General features: G+C 73.7%; 14 protein-coding genes. 12 read left to right on the top strand and 2 right to left on the bottom strand.

Annotated elements, in window-relative coordinates; translation table 11 throughout:
- The first annotated feature begins 37 nt into the window (after window positions 1–37).
- Genes ACIBF7_RS38000 through ACIBF7_RS37990 form a run of 3 tightly spaced genes read left to right on the top strand, consistent with a single transcriptional unit; the run spans window position 38 to window position 5,142 of the window.
- Window positions 38–871 carry an SDR family NAD(P)-dependent oxidoreductase gene (locus ACIBF7_RS38000; RefSeq protein ID WP_271278199.1) on the top strand — a complete coding sequence of 278 codons (834 nt, stop codon included), beginning with the start codon at window positions 38–40 and terminating at the stop codon, window positions 869–871.
- Complete coding sequence (locus ACIBF7_RS37995) at window positions 868–2,964, top strand: hydantoinase/oxoprolinase family protein (protein WP_397199283.1); 2,097 nt, start codon at window positions 868–870, stop codon at window positions 2,962–2,964. The genes ACIBF7_RS38000 and ACIBF7_RS37995 overlap by 4 nt, the downstream gene beginning before the upstream one ends.
- 24 nt (window positions 2,965–2,988) lie before the next feature.
- A complete protein-coding gene (locus ACIBF7_RS37990; RefSeq protein ID WP_271278201.1) occupies window positions 2,989–5,142 on the top strand; it encodes a hydantoinase B/oxoprolinase family protein in 2,154 nt (717 codons plus the stop codon).
- Between the two features lie 141 nt (window positions 5,143–5,283).
- Here the strand turns inward: ACIBF7_RS37990 and ACIBF7_RS37985 are convergent, their stop codons facing one another.
- Window positions 5,284–6,510: a CaiB/BaiF CoA-transferase family protein gene (locus ACIBF7_RS37985; protein ID WP_271278202.1), complete on the bottom strand. Its 1,227-nt coding sequence runs from the start codon at window positions 6,508–6,510 to the stop codon at window positions 5,284–5,286.
- A gap of 96 nt (window positions 6,511–6,606) precedes the next feature.
- Here ACIBF7_RS37985 and ACIBF7_RS37980 point away from each other — a divergent pair, with 96 nt between their 5' ends.
- From ACIBF7_RS37980 to ACIBF7_RS37965, 4 genes are all read left to right on the top strand, one after another.
- Window positions 6,607–7,407 carry an ABC transporter ATP-binding protein gene (locus tag ACIBF7_RS37980; RefSeq protein WP_397199282.1) on the top strand — a complete coding sequence of 267 codons (801 nt, stop codon included), beginning with the start codon at window positions 6,607–6,609 and terminating at the stop codon, window positions 7,405–7,407.
- Window positions 7,404–8,243: an ABC transporter permease gene (locus ACIBF7_RS37975; protein ID WP_148031150.1), complete on the top strand. Its 840-nt coding sequence runs from the start codon at window positions 7,404–7,406 to the stop codon at window positions 8,241–8,243. Before ACIBF7_RS37980 ends, ACIBF7_RS37975 begins: the two co-directional genes overlap by 4 nt.
- A gap of 32 nt (window positions 8,244–8,275) precedes the next feature.
- A complete protein-coding gene (locus tag ACIBF7_RS37970) occupies window positions 8,276–9,436 on the top strand; it encodes an ABC transporter substrate-binding protein (RefSeq protein WP_187281126.1) in 1,161 nt (386 codons plus the stop codon).
- A gap of 106 nt (window positions 9,437–9,542) precedes the next feature.
- Complete coding sequence (locus ACIBF7_RS37965) at window positions 9,543–10,358, top strand: IclR family transcriptional regulator (RefSeq protein WP_397199281.1); 816 nt, start codon at window positions 9,543–9,545, stop codon at window positions 10,356–10,358.
- A gap of 81 nt (window positions 10,359–10,439) precedes the next feature.
- Here ACIBF7_RS37965 and ACIBF7_RS37960 read toward each other — a convergent pair whose 3' ends face one another.
- A complete protein-coding gene (locus ACIBF7_RS37960) occupies window positions 10,440–10,997 on the bottom strand; it encodes a flavin reductase family protein (protein WP_364234359.1) in 558 nt (185 codons plus the stop codon).
- A gap of 152 nt (window positions 10,998–11,149) precedes the next feature.
- On the opposite strand from ACIBF7_RS37960, the gene ACIBF7_RS37955 reads away from it, so the two are divergent.
- The 5 genes from ACIBF7_RS37955 to ACIBF7_RS37935 all read left to right on the top strand — a co-directional run bounded on the left by ACIBF7_RS37955 (window position 11,150) and on the right by ACIBF7_RS37935 (window position 15,973).
- Window positions 11,150–11,758, top strand: coding sequence for a TetR family transcriptional regulator (locus ACIBF7_RS37955; RefSeq protein ID WP_397199280.1), 609 nt, complete (start codon window positions 11,150–11,152; stop codon window positions 11,756–11,758).
- A gap of 93 nt (window positions 11,759–11,851) precedes the next feature.
- Window positions 11,852–12,808, top strand: a complete 957-nt coding sequence (locus ACIBF7_RS37950; protein WP_397199279.1) for a bifunctional MaoC family dehydratase N-terminal/OB-fold nucleic acid binding domain-containing protein — start codon at window positions 11,852–11,854, stop codon at window positions 12,806–12,808.
- Window positions 12,805–13,230, top strand: a complete 426-nt coding sequence (locus tag ACIBF7_RS37945; RefSeq protein WP_148031154.1) for a MaoC family dehydratase — start codon at window positions 12,805–12,807, stop codon at window positions 13,228–13,230. Before ACIBF7_RS37950 ends, ACIBF7_RS37945 begins: the two co-directional genes overlap by 4 nt.
- Entirely contained in the window at window positions 13,227–14,402 is a 1,176-nt protein-coding gene (locus tag ACIBF7_RS37940) for a lipid-transfer protein (RefSeq protein ID WP_397199278.1), read from the top strand. The genes ACIBF7_RS37945 and ACIBF7_RS37940 overlap by 4 nt, the downstream gene beginning before the upstream one ends.
- Window positions 14,399–15,973, top strand: a complete 1,575-nt coding sequence (locus tag ACIBF7_RS37935) for a FadD3 family acyl-CoA ligase (protein WP_397199277.1) — start codon at window positions 14,399–14,401, stop codon at window positions 15,971–15,973. Before ACIBF7_RS37940 ends, ACIBF7_RS37935 begins: the two co-directional genes overlap by 4 nt.
- The last annotated feature ends 4 nt before the right edge of the window (window positions 15,974–15,977 follow it).

The following is a 15,977-nucleotide window of genomic DNA, read 5'->3' as shown; positions in this document are numbered from 1 at the left end:
TTAAGATTGATAAGACAATAATATCAGTGGAGGTGGCATGGACCTCAGCGCGAAGGCGATCCTGGTGGTGGGAGCGGCCCGCCCGCCCGGCATCGGCCGGGCCACGGCGCTACGGCTGGCCAGGGCCGGCGCGCGGCTGGTCCTCGCCGACGCCGTGGACGTGTCCCAAGGAGACGCGGGCACCGGCAGGGTGGCGGCGGCGAAGCTGGCGGAGGTCGCGGCCGAGGTGTCCGAGGCCGCCGGGCGGCCGGTGGCCGCGTTCCCGGTCGACCCCACCGACCCGGCCTCGGTCGAGGAGCTCGTGGCCCGTGCCGTCGGGGAGCTGGGCCGCCTCGACGCCTGCTGCAACCTGGTCGGCGCCACCGGCCCGGCGCTCGGCGACGGTCCTCTCGCGGCCACCGGCCCGGACGCCTGGCAGCGCGGCCTGGACTGGAACCTCACCGCCGCCTGGCTCATCGCCCGCGCCTGCGTGCCCCCGCTCACCGCGGCCGGCGGCGGCGCCATCGTCACCCTCTCCTCGTACGCCGGCCTGACCCCGGTCGCCGACGCCGGCGTGGTCGGCGTGGCCCGCGCCGCGGTCAACCACCTCACCGCGGCGCTCGCCGGCGAGCTCGGCCCGCTCGGCATCCGGGTCAACACGGTCTGCCCGCTCGGCGTCCACCCGGGCGACCCCCGGTTCCCCAACCCCGGCCTGGTCAGGCTGGCCGAACGCGAAGGGCTCCCGCTGGCCGACTGGCTCGCCCGCACCATCCCGCTGGGCCGCGGCCAGTCGGCGGACGAGGTGGCCGCCGCCGTCGAGTTCCTCGTCTCCGACGCCGCCTCGTTCGTCAGCGGAGTGAACCTCCCGGTCGCGGGCGGGGCCGCCGCATGAACCAGACGGAGACGAGCGGCGTCAAGGCGTTCATCGGGGTCGACACCGGTGGCACCTTCACCGACACCGTGGTCACCCTCTCCGACGGCCGCCTGGGCGTCGGCAAGGCGCTCAGCACCCCCGGCCGGGTCGAGCAGGGCGTGCTCGACTCCATCGGGCAGGCCGCCGCCGGGCTCGGCCTCACCCTGTCCGAGCTGCTGTCCCGTACGGTGATCCTCACCCACGGCACCACGGTCGGGCTCAACGCGCTCCTCACCGGCGGCGGCGCCCGCGTCGGCCTGCTCACCACCGCCGGGTTCGAGTCCACGCTGCCCATCGCCAAGGCCAACAAGCTGCACGGCCTGGACGAGCTGGACGTCACCATGCCGGTCCGCTGGCGCAAGCCGGACCAGCTCGTCGCCCGCTCCCGCATCGCCGGCGTCAGCGAGCGCGTCGACGTGTCCGGCGCCGTCGTGCGGCCGCTCGACGAGGAGCAGGCCCGGGCCGCCATCCGGCGCCTCGCCGAGCGCGGCGCCGACTCGGTCGCCGTCTGCCTGCTCTGGTCGCCGGTCAACGACGGGCACGAGCGGCGGCTGGCCGCCCTGGTCGCCGAGGAACTGCCCGGCGTGCACGTCTCCTGCTCCTCCGCCATCGCCCCGGTGGTGGGCGAGTACGAGCGCACGTCCACCGCCGTGCTGGACGCGTACGTGGCCCCGGTCGTCGCCACCTACCTGCGCGCGCTGCAGGAACGGCTGCGCGAGGACGGCTTCGGCGGGGTGCTGATGATCCTGCGCACCGGCGGCGGCGCCGAACCCGTCGAGCACACCCTGCGCGCCCCGGTGAACACCCTGCGCTCCGGCCCCGTCGCCGGGCTCGCCGCCACCGCCGCGCTCGCCGCCGAGCTGGGGCACGCCAACGTCGTCGCCACCGACGTCGGCGGCACCAGCTTCGACGTCGGGCTCGTCATCGGCGGCGCCATGCAGCGGGCGAGCACCCCGATGGTGCACCGGCACGCGCTGGCCATCCCGGTGGTCGAGGTCGAGTCCATCGGCACGGGCGGCGGCAGCCTCGCCTGGCTCGACCGGGGCCTGGGCGCGCTGCGGGTCGGCCCGCGCAGCGCGGGCGCCGACCCCGGACCGGCCTGCTACGGCCGGGGCGGCACCCGTCCGACGCTCACCGACGCCTCCGCCGTCCTCGGCTACCTGAGCAGGCTCGGCGAGTCGATGCCGCTCGACGTGGCGGCCGCCCACGAGGCGATCCGCGCGCACATCGCCGAGCCGCTCGGCATCGGCGTCGTGGCCGCCGCCGAGGGGATCGTCCGCATCGCCGCCGACCAGATGCGCGACCTGATCCGCCGCACCACGATCCAGCGCGGGCACGACCCGTCCGCGTTCGCGCTGGTCGCCTTCGGCGGCGCGGGACCGCAGTACGCGAGCTGGTACGCCGACGGGCTCGGCGCGACGGACGTGATCATCCCGAACCTGGCCGCCGAGCTGTCCGCGTACGGGGCGGTGTCCAGCGACCTGAGCATCGGCGTCGAGCGCGGCCTCGTCCCCGGGCCCGTCGCCGAGGCCGGCCCGGCCGTGGCGGCCGCGCTGGCGGAGCTGGCCGGCGGCATCGAGGCGGACCTGCCCGGCGCGGTGGACAGTGTCACGGCGGTGTCCGGCCGCGCCCCCGTCCTGCGTCACAGCGTGGCCCTGCGCTTCTACCGGCAGCAGCGCCGCATCGAGCTGCCGGTCGCCGTGCCGGTGGACGCCGCCGAGCTGGCGCGGCTGGAGTCGGAGTTCCGCAAGCGGTACGAGGAGATCGTCGGCGCCGGCACCGCCGCCGACGGCACCCCGGTCGAGGCGGTCGGCGTCCGGGTCGAGCTGGTGGCCCCGGTGCCGGTGCCGCCCCCGGTCACGCGGCCGGGCGGCGCGGCCGAGCCGGTGGACGAGCGGGCCGCCTGGTTCGCCGGAGCCGAGCACCGCTGCGCCGTCTACGACTGGCGCCGCCTGAGCGCCGGCTGCGAGATCACCGGGCCCGCCTTCGTCGAGTCCGGCCAGACCACCGTCGTGCTCCCCCCGGGGCGCCGGGCGCGCATGGACGCCGGCGGCCACCTCCACCTGACCTGATCCCCGAGCTGACAAGGAACAGCGATGATCGACGAGATCACGTTCGAGGTGCTCAGGCACCGGCTCGACACGATCAACGACGACGCGGCCGCGGTGCTGGCCCGGCTGTCCGGCTCGCACCTGGCCGCCGAGGCCAGGGACCTCAACACCGCGATCATGGCGCCGGACGGGCGGGTCGTCTGCTGCGGCCGGTACGTGCTCGCCCAGGTCGTCTCGATGCACCTGGTCGTACGGGACATCCTGGAGAACTACGCGGACAACCCCGGCTTCGGCCCCGGCGACCAGTTCGTCACCAACGACCCCTACATCGGCACCCTGCACCAGCCCGACGTGGTCGTGGTCGCGCCCATCTTCGTGGACGGCGAGCTCGTCGGCTGGTGCGGCTCCACCGCCCACCAGGCGGACGTGGGCGGCCCCAACCCGGGCGGCATCACCTACGACGCCCGCTCCATCTTCGACGAGGCCGTGCCCATGCCTCCGGTGCGGATCGTCGAGGGCGGCCGGCTGCGCCGCGACCTCGAACGCGAATATCTCGTACGCTCCCGTACGGCTGAACTGAACCGGCTGGACCTGGTCGGCCAGGTGGCCGCCAACCGGAGCGTCACCGCCGAGGTGGGCCGGCTGTGCGGGCAGTACGGCGCCGACGCGGTGGCGGCCGTCATGGACCGGCTGCTGGAGCGTACTGAGGCGCTGCTGCGCGAGCGGCTGCGCGCGCTGCCGGACGGCCGCTGGCGGCACGTCGCCTACGTCGAGTACCGCCCGCACGGCGGCACCACCGAGGCCGTGTACGCGGTGCGGCTGACCATGACCAAGCGCGGCGACGACCTGGAGCTGGACTTCACCGGCAGCGACCCGCAGGCGCCCGGCACCATCAACGCCGCCTACCCCGCGCTGGCCGGGTTCGCGATCGGCGGCGTGCTCATCTACCTGTGCGGCGGCCTGCCCTGGGTGCCCGGCGGGGTGTGGCCGGTCGTGCGGATCCGCAGCCGCGAGGGCACCGTCGTGCACGCCCGGTGGCCCGCCGGGGTGGCCATGAGCACCGCCGCCACCTGTCAGGCGGTCCGGGTCTCCGTCAACGCGTGCCTCGCCAGGATGCTGGAGGCGTCGCGGGACCTGGCGCACCTGGTGATGGCGAGCTGCCAGGCCGCGGGCGGCGGGGGCGGGACCGTGCACGGGGAGCGCGGCGACGGCACCTCGTACGCCACCATGACGCTCGACGAGATCACCGGCGGCGGCGGCGCCACCTGGTCCGGCGACGGCGCGGACTCCTCCGGCTACACCACCTCGCCCGGCGCTTCGTGCGCGAACGTCGAGGTCAACGAGGCGTACCTGCCGCTGCTGTACGAGCGGCGCGCCGAACTGGCCGATACCGGCGGACCCGGACGGCACCGCGGCGGCGTCGGCACCCTGCACGCGCTGACCCCGCACGGGGACGGGGCCTCGATGACCATGATGTCGTTCGGCCAGGGGTTGCAGCATCCGCTGGCGGCGGGGGTGTGCGGGGGCGAGTACGGCGGTCAGAGCGTCGTGGCCGTCGTGCCCGATCTCGCGGGACTGGCGGACGAGGGGGAGCGGCGGCTGCCCATGCCGTCGGCGACCGTGCCGATCCGGACGGGCGAGCTGCTGGTCTCCGTCTCCCAGGGCGGCGGCGGGCTGGGCGACCCGCTGGACCGCGACCCGGCCGCCGTGCTGGACGACGTCCTGGACGGCCTGGTGTCGGTACGCGGCGCGCTGCGCGACTACGGCGTCGTCGTCACCGGCGACCCTCGGCGGCCGGACGGGCTGCGCGTCGACGATCCCGCCACGTCCCGGTGCCGCGACGACCGCAGGCACGCCAGGATCGGCCGACCGCCCGCGCCCCCTGCCCCCTCCCGCCAGGGCCGTCCCCTCTCGGCCGTCCTCGACCTCCTCCCACCGGCCGGCGACGCGCCGCACCGGGAGGGCGTCGTGGCGTGCGGGCGGTGCGGCACCGTGCTGTGCGGCGCGGCCGGGAACGTGTACGAGCACCTCGTCGTGTCCGACGCGTCCCCGGCCGAGCGCAGCCCGCTCGGCGCCGTGTACGAGGGCGCTGACCGTTTCGTCCTGCGGCGCCTCTACTGCCCGGCCTGCGCCGTCCAGATCGACGTCCAGGTCTGCCGCACGGGCGACCCGGTCCTGGCGGCCATCGAGGTGCTCTGAGCTCGCCGAGCAAGGGCGTCCAGATCAGGCGGGCTCCGTCACCGCCGGCCACGACGCCCCGACCTCACGGCGCGGTCCGCCGCCCTGAATAGACCCAGGGTGGCGGTTTCGCGGTGCGTCGTCTTCAGGGACCGCTGGAGGTCAGCCCAGAACGCCGGATTCGCGTAGTTCGGCCAGTTCGGATGCCGGGACGCCCAGAGAGGTCAGGACCTCGTCCGTGTGCTGACCGGGGGTGGCGGCGGGGGAGGGGCGGGCGAGTTCCTCGTCCTCCAGGTGGACGGGGAGCGGCAGCAGGTCGGCGCCGTACTCGGCGGCGGGCAGCCACGGGGTGCGGGCGGCGAAGTGCGGATCGGCGGGAAGGGTCGCGGGCGAGTTCACCGGCGCTATCGGCACGTCGGCGGTCAGCCCGAGCCGGATCCAGCCGGCCGTGTCACGGGTGCGGAAGATCTCGGTCAGCTCGGCGCGCAGCCGGTGGTCGCCGAGCGCGTGGTCGGCGACCTCACCGCCGGGGGTGTCGCCGAGCAGGTCGGGCCGCTCGACCGCGTGGCAGAACCGCTCCCAGAACTTCCGCTCCGTCGCCATGATCAGGACGTGCCCGTCGGCGCTCGGGTACACCTGATAGCGCACGCTGTCACCCATCCCCGCCGTGCCCGGCTCGCGGCGCACCCCGCCGTCGGACGGGTTGCCGGTCACCTCGGTCGCCGGCCGCAGATGCGCCCGGTGCCCCTCGATCGTCAGCCAGTCCACCGACGCGGCCGCCTCGGCCTGGGCGATGTCGATCGCGCACCCGCGCCCGGTGCGCGCCGCCCGCAGCACCGCGGCCAGGATCGCGCTCGCCGCCAGCAGGGGCGCCACCCGGGTCCCGAGCGGCACGTTCAGCTCGGCCGAGGCGAACCCCCGCTCGTCGGTCCCCAGCCGCAGCCCGCCCGCCCAGGCGTCGAACGCCACCCCGTGCGCGGCCAGCCCGGCGTACGGGCCGGTGGTGCCGTACCCGGAGACCGTGCACCACACCAGCGCAGGATGGCGCTCGCGCAGCTCGGCCGAGCCGAGCCCGCGCCGGGCGAGCACGCCCGGCCGCATGCCCTCGATGACGACGTCGCTCGCCTCGACGAGGCGGGCGGCCAGCCGGGCGCCCTCCGGCCGCTGGATGTCGAGGGCGAGGCTGCGCTTGCCCCGGCCCAGGTGGTGGTGCATGAGAGAGACGCCGTTCACGAACGGCCACCCGACCTGGCGGATGTAGTCGCCCCCGCCGGGACGCTCCACCTTCACCACGTCGGCGCCGAGGTCGGCGAGGACGGTGCCGACACCTCCCGCTTCGAGGAGAGCGAACTCCACCACGCGGACACCTTCGAGCAGCCGGACCGCCACGTTGCCTCCTGATCGTTGACTTGTCTCTATTCTCATTACTATCTTGTTAATAATAGCAATGCTAAATCTAATATCCCCTCGCCGACAGGGAGACCCATGGATCACGTTGGCCGGCGCATCGCCGCCCGCGACGTCACCCGCTCCTTCGTCACGACCGGCCGCTCGACCGTGCACGCCCTGGGACCAGTCGACCTGTCGATCGGCGATGACGAGTTCCTCTGCGTGGTGGGGCCGTCAGGTTGCGGCAAGTCCACCCTGCTCAAGATCATCGCGGGCCTGCTGGCGCCGTCCTCGGGAGAGGTCGCGGTCGAGATCTCACGAGACAACCGCATCCCGATCGCGATGGTCTTCCAGGACTACGGCATCTACCCGTGGAAGACCGTCCGCGCCAACGTCGAGCTCGGGCTCCGGCTCAGCGGCCGGCCTCCCGCCGAACGGCGTGAGACGGTGGACGACTGGCTCGGCCGCCTCGGGCTGACCGACTTCGCCGACGTCTACCCCAGCGCGCTGTCCGGCGGCATGCGCCAGCGCGTCTCCATCGCCCGCGCGCTGGCCATCGACCCCGAGGTCCTGCTCATGGACGAGCCGTTCGCGGCGCTCGACGCCCAGCTCCGCGAGGTGCTGCAGGACGAGCTGCTGGCCATCTGGCAGGCCAGGCGGCGCACGGTCGTGTTCGTCACCCACAGCCTGGAGGAGGCGCTGCTGCTCGGCGATCGGGTGGTCGTGATGAGCGCGCGGCCCGGCCGCGTCATCGCCGACATCGACGTCCCGTTCGAACGCCCCCGCTCCAGCGCCATCCGCACCGATCCCCTGTTCGCCAAGTTGCGCGGCGAGCTCTGGTCGAGCCTGCACTCCGAGGTCGTCGCCCAGTTCGACGCCGGGAAGGACCCGCGATGAGCACGACGCTGTACCGCCGTCCCGGGGTGGCCGAACTGCATCCCGTACGGACCCGCCGCCGCTGGAACGCGACCAAGGTCGTGCTCGGCGTCTCGGTGCCCGTCGGGTTCGTGGTGCTGTGGCAGCTCAGCGCCGTGCTCGAATGGGTGGACCCGTTCCTCTATCCGCCGCCGAGCCGGTTGATCCCGGGCCTCGTCGCGCTGTGGGAGGACGGCAAGCTGGTCGAGGCCACCGTCACCAGCGTCCGCCGGGTCATACTCGGCTACCTGCTGGGGGCCGCGGGCGGGCTGGTGGTCGGCCTGCTCATGGGCATGTCGCGGGTGTTGCGCGCGGCGCTCGAACCCTTCTCCTGGGCCTGGTACACCGTGCCCAAGCTGGCGCTGCTGCCGATCTTCCTGACCATCTTCGGCTTCGGTGACACCTCGGTCGTGGTCCTGATCGCGGCGACCGTCTACTTCTTCGTCTGGATCTCGGTCATGTCGGCCGTCATGGCGGTGCCCACCGGCTACCGCGAGGCCGCGCTGATGCTGCGCGCCAACCGGTGGGAGATGTTCCGCCACGTGCTGCTCCCCGCCGCGCTCCCGGAGATCTTCGTCGGCCTGCGGATCTCCGCCGGCGTCTCCGTCCTGATGCTCGTCGGCATCGAGTTCGTGATCAGCGACCAGGGTCTCGGCTATCTCATCGAGCAGGGCCGCACCCTGCTGCTGCTGGAACAGAGCTACGTCGGCATCGTGCTCGTCGCCCTCATCGGCTACCTGTTCGCGCTCCTGGTGAAGGCCATCGGCCGGCTGTTCATCCGGTGGACGTCCGACGACAACGCGATCATCCCGACCTGACCCCCTTCCGCATGTTCACCCTGGAGGAACCCATGTCCAGATTCCGCGTCCTGGGCGCCGCGCTGCTGTTACTGTCCGCCGCGGCGTGTGGCGGTGGCGGCGGGGAGCCGTCGGCCGCGCCCGCCACCGACCTCGGCGCGGTCGTGCCCGTCGAGGGCTGCGGGCCGGACTCGTACGTCGATCCTGCCGACCTGAGCCCGGACCGCAAGATCGCCCGGTGCGAGGCGGGCACGCCCGCGGCGCAGCCGCTCAAGGAGCCCGCGACCATCCGCATGACCTCGGCGTCCCGCTCCAGCAGCCTCGCGCCGATCTTCGTCGGGATGGCGCAGGGCGAGTTCGAGAAGGAGAACCTGAAGATCGAGTTCTCCGTCCTGCCGTTCGCCGACGCGATGCCGCAGCTCGCCGCCGGCCGGGTGGACGTCTCGTACGGCGGGACCGAGGCGGGCCTGTTCAACGCGGTCAGCCAGGGGCTGGACATCAAGTGGGTGCTGGGCAACTTCGTCGAGCCGAAGGCGGCCGACCTGTCCCAGCCGCAGACCGGGCTGTGGGCCCGCCGCGACATCTTCTCCGATCCGGCCGATCCTGACCTGAAGGAGCTGAAGGGCAAGACCCTCGGCTCCACCGTGGGCGCCGCCTCCGCGATCGCCTACCCGATGGACAAGGCCCTGCGCGAGCACGGCATCACGCTGGGGGACATGGAGATCAAGCAGCTCCCGGCCGCCGACCTGATGACCGCGCTGTCCAACAAGGCCATCGACACCGCCTGGCTGCTGGACCCGTACTGGCTGGCCGCGGCCGACCAGCCGGACAGCTACGTGCTCGTCGGCGGGCAGCCGGCGGGTGAGCCGCTCGGCGGCTTCTACGCGGGCAAGTCGATGATCGAGGAGCGGCCCGAGGTGCTCCAGGCGTTCGTCCGCGCGTACATCCGCACGGTCAACACCTACCTGGACGGCGACTACATCAAGGACGACAAGGTGCTGGACGCCATGGCGGAGGGCACCCAGCAGCCGCGCGACTCGCTGACCCGCACGCCGTCGCTCACCTTCGACTGGGAGATCCGCCAGGGGACCGGCGAGTCGGAGCAGAAGGTGTTCATCGCCTTCAAGACCGTGAAGTACGCGGACGTCATCGCGGAGGACCGGTACGTGGACCGCTCGTTCTACGCGAGGGCGGTGGGCCACAGCGCCTCCTGACCCCACCGGAGTCCCGGGCCCGGCGCGTGACGGCGCCGGGCCTTCCCACGGGTACGTCCCGTTGTTAGGGTCCACGCAAGAATTCATTTCAGATTTGGGAGGTGTGATGACCCCTCTCAACGCGGGCGCGGAGCCGCCGCCGTCCATGGTCGAGCGGATGACGCTCATCATGGACGCGTTCGCCGGCCGCGCCGCCCTCCTCACCCTGGAGGACGTCGCCCGCCGCACCCGGCTGCCGCGCTCCACCGCGCACCGCATCCTCGACCAGCTCGTCAGGCTCGACTGGCTGGAGCACACCTCGTCCGGCTACCGCCTGGGCCGGCGCGCGCTCGGGCTCGGCGGCGACGGCGGCCACGGCCGGATCCGCGAGGCCGCCGCGCCGCTGCTGCACGAGCTGCAGCTGAGCACCGGCCTGGTCGTCCACCTCGCGGTCCTCGACGGCGCCGACGTGCGCTTCCTGGACAAGGCGGGCGGCCCGTTCGCGCGGTCGGTGCCGTCCAGGGTCGGCGGCCGCGCGCCCGCCCACGCCACCGCGCTCGGCCGGGCGATCCTCGCCTGGCTGGAGCCGGAACGGGTGGAGGCGCTCATCGGCGACCCTGGCTCGCTGCACCAGGAGCTGCACCGCGTCCGGCAGCGCCGCGGGCTGGCCTTCGAACGCGGCGACTGCTTCCCCGGCATCGCGTCGGTCGCGGCGGCGATCCGCGGGCCCGAGGGCCCGGTCGCGGGCATCTCGCTGGCGGGCGACTCCCGCGCGCCGCTGGAGCGGGTGGCGCCGCTGGTGCGCGACGCCGCGCGTCAGGCGTCGCGCGCGCTGTTCCCCGAGCCGGAGCCGCTCCGGCACGCCGCCCGCGTGCCGCATCGGGGACGGCTCCCCGGACCGATCGACCGGCTGCTCACCGCCGGACGAGGCGACCGGTCCTGATCCCCGCGGCAGCCCACGCTCCTGCCCGGACGATCGTCGTGCGCCGGTCCTTGCTCCTGTCCAGGGGATCGCGGGCCGGACTCAGTAGTCGCCCCAGCTCCACAGGTTGGCGCCGGGCTCGCCGGGCCGCTGCTCGCCGAGACCGAACCGGCCGCGGTAGAACAGCATCGGCTGCTGCTCGGTGACCGGTTCGAGCTCCCGTACCAGACCGATGACCACGTCGTGGTCGCCCGCGACGTGCACGTCGCGCACCTCGCCGTGCACCCGCAGCAGCACGTCGCGCAGCGCGGGGACGCCCCAGCGGGACAGATCCCACCCGAGGCCGTCGAACTTCCGGCCGGTGCCGGCCCCGAACCGGCCGCAGAGCTCGACCTGGTCCTCGCCCAGCACGTTCACGCAGAAGCGGCCGCTCTTCCTGATGCGCGGCCAGGCGCGCCCCCGGTGATCGGCGCAGAACAGGATCAGCGGCGGCTCCAGCGACACCGACGCGAACGACTGGCAGGTGAACCCGACCGGCTCGCCGTCGTCGAGGCCGGTGACCACGGTCACCCCGCTGGCGAACATGCCCATCGCCCTGCGGAACTCGGCCGTGGTAGGTGGGTCGATCAGGGGTTCGGCGTCGGCGAACTCGGCTGTCATCGCTTCCCCTCAACGTGCGCTTGACGACTCGAACCTACAAACCCCCCTCCGGCATTCCACCCCCGGGATCCCGTTGAGTGGAAGACTCCCAGGTCCACGGGCGCGCGGGTGTGTAGGGTCGTGCCATCCCACAGACCGGTCGGGGGGAGAAGGTGCCGAGGATCGCCGAGGTCAGGACACCGGCCGAGCCCAGCTCGCCCGAGCAGCGGGCCCGCCACCTGCGCATCCTCGGGGCGGCCGCGCGGATCGGCGCCGACAGGGGCCTGGAGCGCGTGCAGATGCACGAGGTGGCCAAGGAGGCGGGGGTCGCCATCGCCACCCTCTACCGCTACTTCCCGTCCAAGACCCACCTGTTCACCGCGGTGCTGGCCGAGCAGATCGACCGGTTCAGCGAGAGCATCCGCCGCCCGGAGCCCGCCAGCCGCCCGGAGGACGCGGTCGCCGACGTGCTCGTCCAGGCCAGCCGCCAGCTGCTGCGCCGGCCCGCGCTGGCCGCCGCGATGCTCCAGTCGGCCAGCACCGCCAACCCGTCCGTGGTCGCCGACGCCGCACGCGTCGAGGACACCTCCCGCGACATCATCCTGCGGACGCTGGCCGTCGACGAGCCCACCCCGATGGACGTCACGCTGGTGCGGCTGCTCGTGCAGTGCTGGTACGGGGTGCTGCAGTCCGGGCTCAACGGTCGGCTGCCGATCCCCCAGATGGAGAGCGACCTGCGCATCGCCTGCCGCCTCCTGCTCGCCGGTCGCTCGAACGCCTGACGTCGCTCCCGTTCAGCGGGATTCGCCCTCCTGCCGGGGCTCCCGGATGGTTAACGTCGGAGGCCGGCAGGCGTTGCTCAGGGAGGGACCCCGTTGGCCCAGACAGAGCAGGACGGTTACGAGAAACGGCTGGGGGAGTTCGCCGGCCGGGAGGCGGCGCCGCCGCGGCCCGGACCCGACCCGGTCAACGTGCCGATGATCCGCCACTGGGTGGAGGCGATGGGCGACCGCAACCCCGTCTACCTCGACGAGGAGGCCGCCCGCCGGACCGGCCGCGCCGGGATCGTCGCCCCGGCCTCGATGATGCAGGCCTGGACCATGCGCGGGTACGCCGCCGCGACCGCCGGGCAGGACGACGGGTCCGGCCTGGGCGAGCTGATCGCGCTGCTGGCCGAGGGCGGCTACACCTCGGTGGTGGCGACGGACTCGGAGTTCGCCTTCCACCGCGAGCTGACCGTGGGCGACCACGTCGGGGTGCGCGAGATCATCGAGTCGATCTCGCCCGAGAAGAAGACCGCGCTCGGCGCCGGGCGCTTCGTGACCACCGAGCGCACGTACCTGGACCAGCACGGCGAGACCGTGGCCGTCCAGCGCTGGCGCATGCTGTGGTTCCGCCCCGCTCGGACGCCGCCCGGAGGCCGGGAGCCGGCGGCCCTGCGGCCGCGGCCCGCCGTCAACCGCGACAACGCGTTCTGGTTCGAGGCCGCGCGGGAGCACCGCCTGGTCATCCAGCGCTGCGACGGCTGCGGCGCCCTGCGCCACCCGCCCGGCCCCTGCTGCCCGCGGTGCGGCTCGTACGGATGGGACACCGCCGAGGCGTCCGGCCGGGGACGCGTCTACAGCTACGTGGTCAGCCATCATCCCCGCCACCCGGCCTTCGAGCCCCCGTACGTGGTCGCGCTCGTGGAACTGGAGGAAGGCACCCGGCTGGTCACCAACCTGGTCGGCGTCGCCCCCGAGGAGGTCGAGATCGACATGCCGGTCGCCCTCGAATGGCTCGACCCGGACCCTGAGCTGTCGCTCCCGGTGTTCCGGCCGGTGACGGCATGAGGAGCCGCGCGTACGACGAGGTGACGGTCGGCGAGACGCTGCCCGAGCTGCCCGTCCCGCTGACCCGCACGCTGATCGTGGCGACGGCGATCGCCAGTCGTGATTACCAGGACGTGCACCACGACCCCGGCCTGGCCGCCGAGCGCGGCTCCCCGGACGTGTTCATGAACATCCTTACCACCAACGGCCTCATCGACCGGTACGTCACGGAGTGGGCGGGACCGGCCGCCGAGGTCAAGGCCATCAAGATCAGGCTCGGCGCGCCCAACTACCCCGGCGACACCATGGTGCTGACCGGGACCGTCACCGCCAAGCACGACGAGGACCGCCGGGTCGAGATCGCCGTACGCGGCGCCAACCGCCTCGGCGCGCACGTCACCGGCACCGTCGCGGTGCGGCTGCCCGGCGGGGCGGAGTCGTGAGCGGGCTGTCCGGGCGGGCGGCGATCGCCGGGATCGGCGCCACCGAGTTCTCCAAGGACTCCGGCCGCAGCGAGCTCCGGCTGGCCTGCGAGGCCGTGCTCGCCGCCGTCGCCGACGCCGGGCTGCGGCCGTCCGACGTGGACGGGATGGTGACGTTCACCGCCGACTCCAGCTCCGAGATCCACATCGCCCGCAGCACCGGCATGGGCGAGCTGAGGTTCTTCTCCCGCGTCCCGCACGGCGGGGGCGCGGCCTGCGGCACCGTCCAGCAGGCCGCGATGGCGGTGGCGACCGGCGTCGCCGAGGTGGTCGTCTGCTACCGGGCCTTCAACGAACGGTCCGGGCAGCGCTTCGGACTCGGCAGGGCCGACGCGCCCTCCGGCGCCGGGGCCGACGACGCCGCCTTCGCCTGGGTCAGCCCGTTCGGGCTGTTCACCCCGGCCCAGTGGGTGGCCATGTTCGCCCGCCGTTACATGCACGAGTACAAGGCCACCGGGGAGGACTTCGGCCGGGTCGCCGTGGTCGACCGCAAGCACGCCGCGACCAACCCGGCGGCCTGGTTCTACGGGCGGCCGATCACCCTCGCCGACCACCAGGCCTCGCGCTGGATCGCCGAGCCGCTGCGCCTGCTCGACTGCTGCCAGGAGAGCGACGGCGGCCAGGCCCTGGTCGTGGTCTCCGCCGAACGCGCCCGCGACCTGCCGCACCCGCCCGCGCTGATCCTCGCGGCCGGCCAGGGCTCCGGCGACGACCAGCACATGATGACCAGCTACTACCGTCCCGAGATCACCGGCATCCCGGAGATGGGGCTGGTCGGACGGCAGCTCTACGGGCAGAGCGGGCTCCGCCCCGCCGACGTCGACGCGGCCGTCCTGTATGACCACTTCACGCCGCTGGTGCTGCCGCAGTTGGAGGAGCTCGGCTTCTGCGGCAGGGGCGAGGCCCGGGACTTCATCGCCGACGGCCACCTGGAGGTCGGCGGCAGGCTGCCGGTCAACACCCACGGCGGCCAGCTCGGCGAGGCGTACATCCACGGCATGAACGGCATCGCCGAGGGCGTGCGGCTGGTCCGCGGCACCTCCGTGAACCAGCCCCCGTCCGTACGGCACGTCCTCGTCACGGCCGGGACCGGCGTGCCGACCAGCGGCCTGATGCTGGGAGCGGACCGATGAACGAGGACCTGACGATCCCCGCCGTCCTGGCCCGTGCGGTCCGCGAGCACCCGGACGCCGAGGCCGTCGTCGACGGCCTGGTCCGGCTCACCTACGCCAGGCTCGGAGCCCGCGTGCGGGAGGCGGCCAAAGCGTTCGTCGCGGCCGGCGTCCGGCACGGCGACCGGATCGGCATCTGGGCGCCCAACAGCCACCGCTGGGTGGTGACCGCGCTCGGCGCACTGACCGCCGGCGCCGTCGTCGTGCCCGTCAACACCCGCTACAAGGGCGACGAGGCCCGCTGGATGCTCGGCCGCGGCGGCGTGCGGCTGCTCTTCACCGAGGACGGCTTCCTCGGCAACGGCTATCTCGCCATGCTCGGCCTCACGCCCGGCGCGGGCGTCCCGGCTCCGCCCGGCCTGACCGCTGTCACGTACGACGCCGGACCCCGTCCGGGCGCCACCACCTGGGAGGACTTCCTCGCCGCCGGCGCCTCGGTCGGCGACGAGGAGCTGGACGCCCGCGCCGCCGCCGTCCGGCCCGGCGACGTGGCCGACATCCTCTTCACCTCGGGCACCACCGGCCGCTCCAAAGGCGCCATGTGCACCCACGCCCAGGACGTCAGGACCAACCGCGCCTGGGCCGACAGGACCGGGCTGCGCCACGGCGACCGCTACCTGATCGTCAACCCGCTCTTCCACTCTTTCGGCTACAAGGCCGGCGTCTTCGCCTGCCTGATCAGGGCCGCCACCATGGTGCTGCAGCCGGTCTTCGAGGCGGGCGAGACGATGCGGCTGATCGAGGCCGAGCGGATCACCGTCCTGCCCGGCGCGCCGACCATCTACATCACCATGCTGGACGCCCCGGAACGCGCGCGGCACGACCTGTCGTCGCTGCGCCTCGCGGTCACCGGCGCGTCGGTGGTGCCGGTCGCGCTGGTCCGCCGGATGCGGGCCGAGCTGTTCCCCGAGGTCGTCACCGCGTACGGGCTCACCGAGTCGTGCGGCACGGTCACCGCCTGCTCCGTGGACGACGACGACCGGACCGTGGCCACCACCTCGGGCAGGCCCATCGAGGGCGTCGAGGTGCGGGTGACCGGCGCCGACGGCGAGCCGGTGCCCGCCGGGGAGGACGGCGAGATCCTCGTACGCGGCCACAACGTGATGCTCGGCTACCTCGGCGACGAGGCCGCCACGGCGGACGCCGTGCGGGACGGCTGGCTGGTCACCGGCGACCGCGGCCGGCTCGACGGGCGCGGCTACCTCACCATCACCGGCCGCTCCAAGGACATGTACGTGACCGGCGGCTTCAACGTCTACCCGGCCGAGGTCGAACAGGCGCTGGCCGGGCACGACGCGGTCGCCGAAGCCGTGGTGACCGGCGTGCCGGACGCGCGGATGGGCGAGGTGGGGCGGGCCTACGTGGTGCCCCGCCCGGGCCTGGCCGTCACGCCGGAGGACCTGATCGGCCACTGCCGGGAGCGGCTGGCCGGCTTCAAGGTGCCCCGTGAGATCGTCCTGGTCGGCGCCCTGCCCCGCAACGCCACCGGCAAGATCGACAAAGCGGCCCTGGCGGGCTCGGCGAAGCCCTGACCGC

This window comes from Nonomuraea sp. NPDC050478, from assembly GCF_044458265.1.
Classification (GTDB): Bacteria; Actinomycetota; Actinomycetes; order Streptosporangiales; family Streptosporangiaceae; genus Nonomuraea; species Nonomuraea ferruginea.
This window is presented reverse-complemented; position numbering and strand designations above follow the sequence as displayed.

What these genes read in the sequence shown, in the direction of transcription:
- ACIBF7_RS37965 (WP_397199281.1), top strand. Translation starts at nt 9,543, where the DNA reads ATGACCCCTCTCAACGCGGGCGCGGAGCCGCCGCCGTCCATGGTCGAG.
- ACIBF7_RS37975 (WP_148031150.1), top strand. Translation starts at nt 7,404, where the DNA reads ATGAGCACGACGCTGTACCGCCGTCCCGGGGTGGCCGAACTGCATCCC.
- ACIBF7_RS37970 (WP_187281126.1), top strand. Translation starts at nt 8,276, where the DNA reads ATGTCCAGATTCCGCGTCCTGGGCGCCGCGCTGCTGTTACTGTCCGCC.
- ACIBF7_RS37945 (WP_148031154.1), top strand. Translation starts at nt 12,805, where the DNA reads ATGAGGAGCCGCGCGTACGACGAGGTGACGGTCGGCGAGACGCTGCCC.
- ACIBF7_RS37960 (WP_364234359.1), bottom strand. Translation starts at nt 10,997, where the DNA reads ATGACAGCCGAGTTCGCCGACGCCGAACCCCTGATCGACCCACCTACC.
- ACIBF7_RS37980 (WP_397199282.1), top strand. Translation starts at nt 6,607, where the DNA reads ATGGATCACGTTGGCCGGCGCATCGCCGCCCGCGACGTCACCCGCTCC.
- ACIBF7_RS38000 (WP_271278199.1), top strand. Translation starts at nt 38, where the DNA reads ATGGACCTCAGCGCGAAGGCGATCCTGGTGGTGGGAGCGGCCCGCCCG.
- ACIBF7_RS37990 (WP_271278201.1), top strand. Translation starts at nt 2,989, where the DNA reads ATGATCGACGAGATCACGTTCGAGGTGCTCAGGCACCGGCTCGACACG.
- ACIBF7_RS37995 (WP_397199283.1), top strand. Translation starts at nt 868, where the DNA reads ATGAACCAGACGGAGACGAGCGGCGTCAAGGCGTTCATCGGGGTCGAC.
- ACIBF7_RS37935 (WP_397199277.1), top strand. Translation starts at nt 14,399, where the DNA reads ATGAACGAGGACCTGACGATCCCCGCCGTCCTGGCCCGTGCGGTCCGC.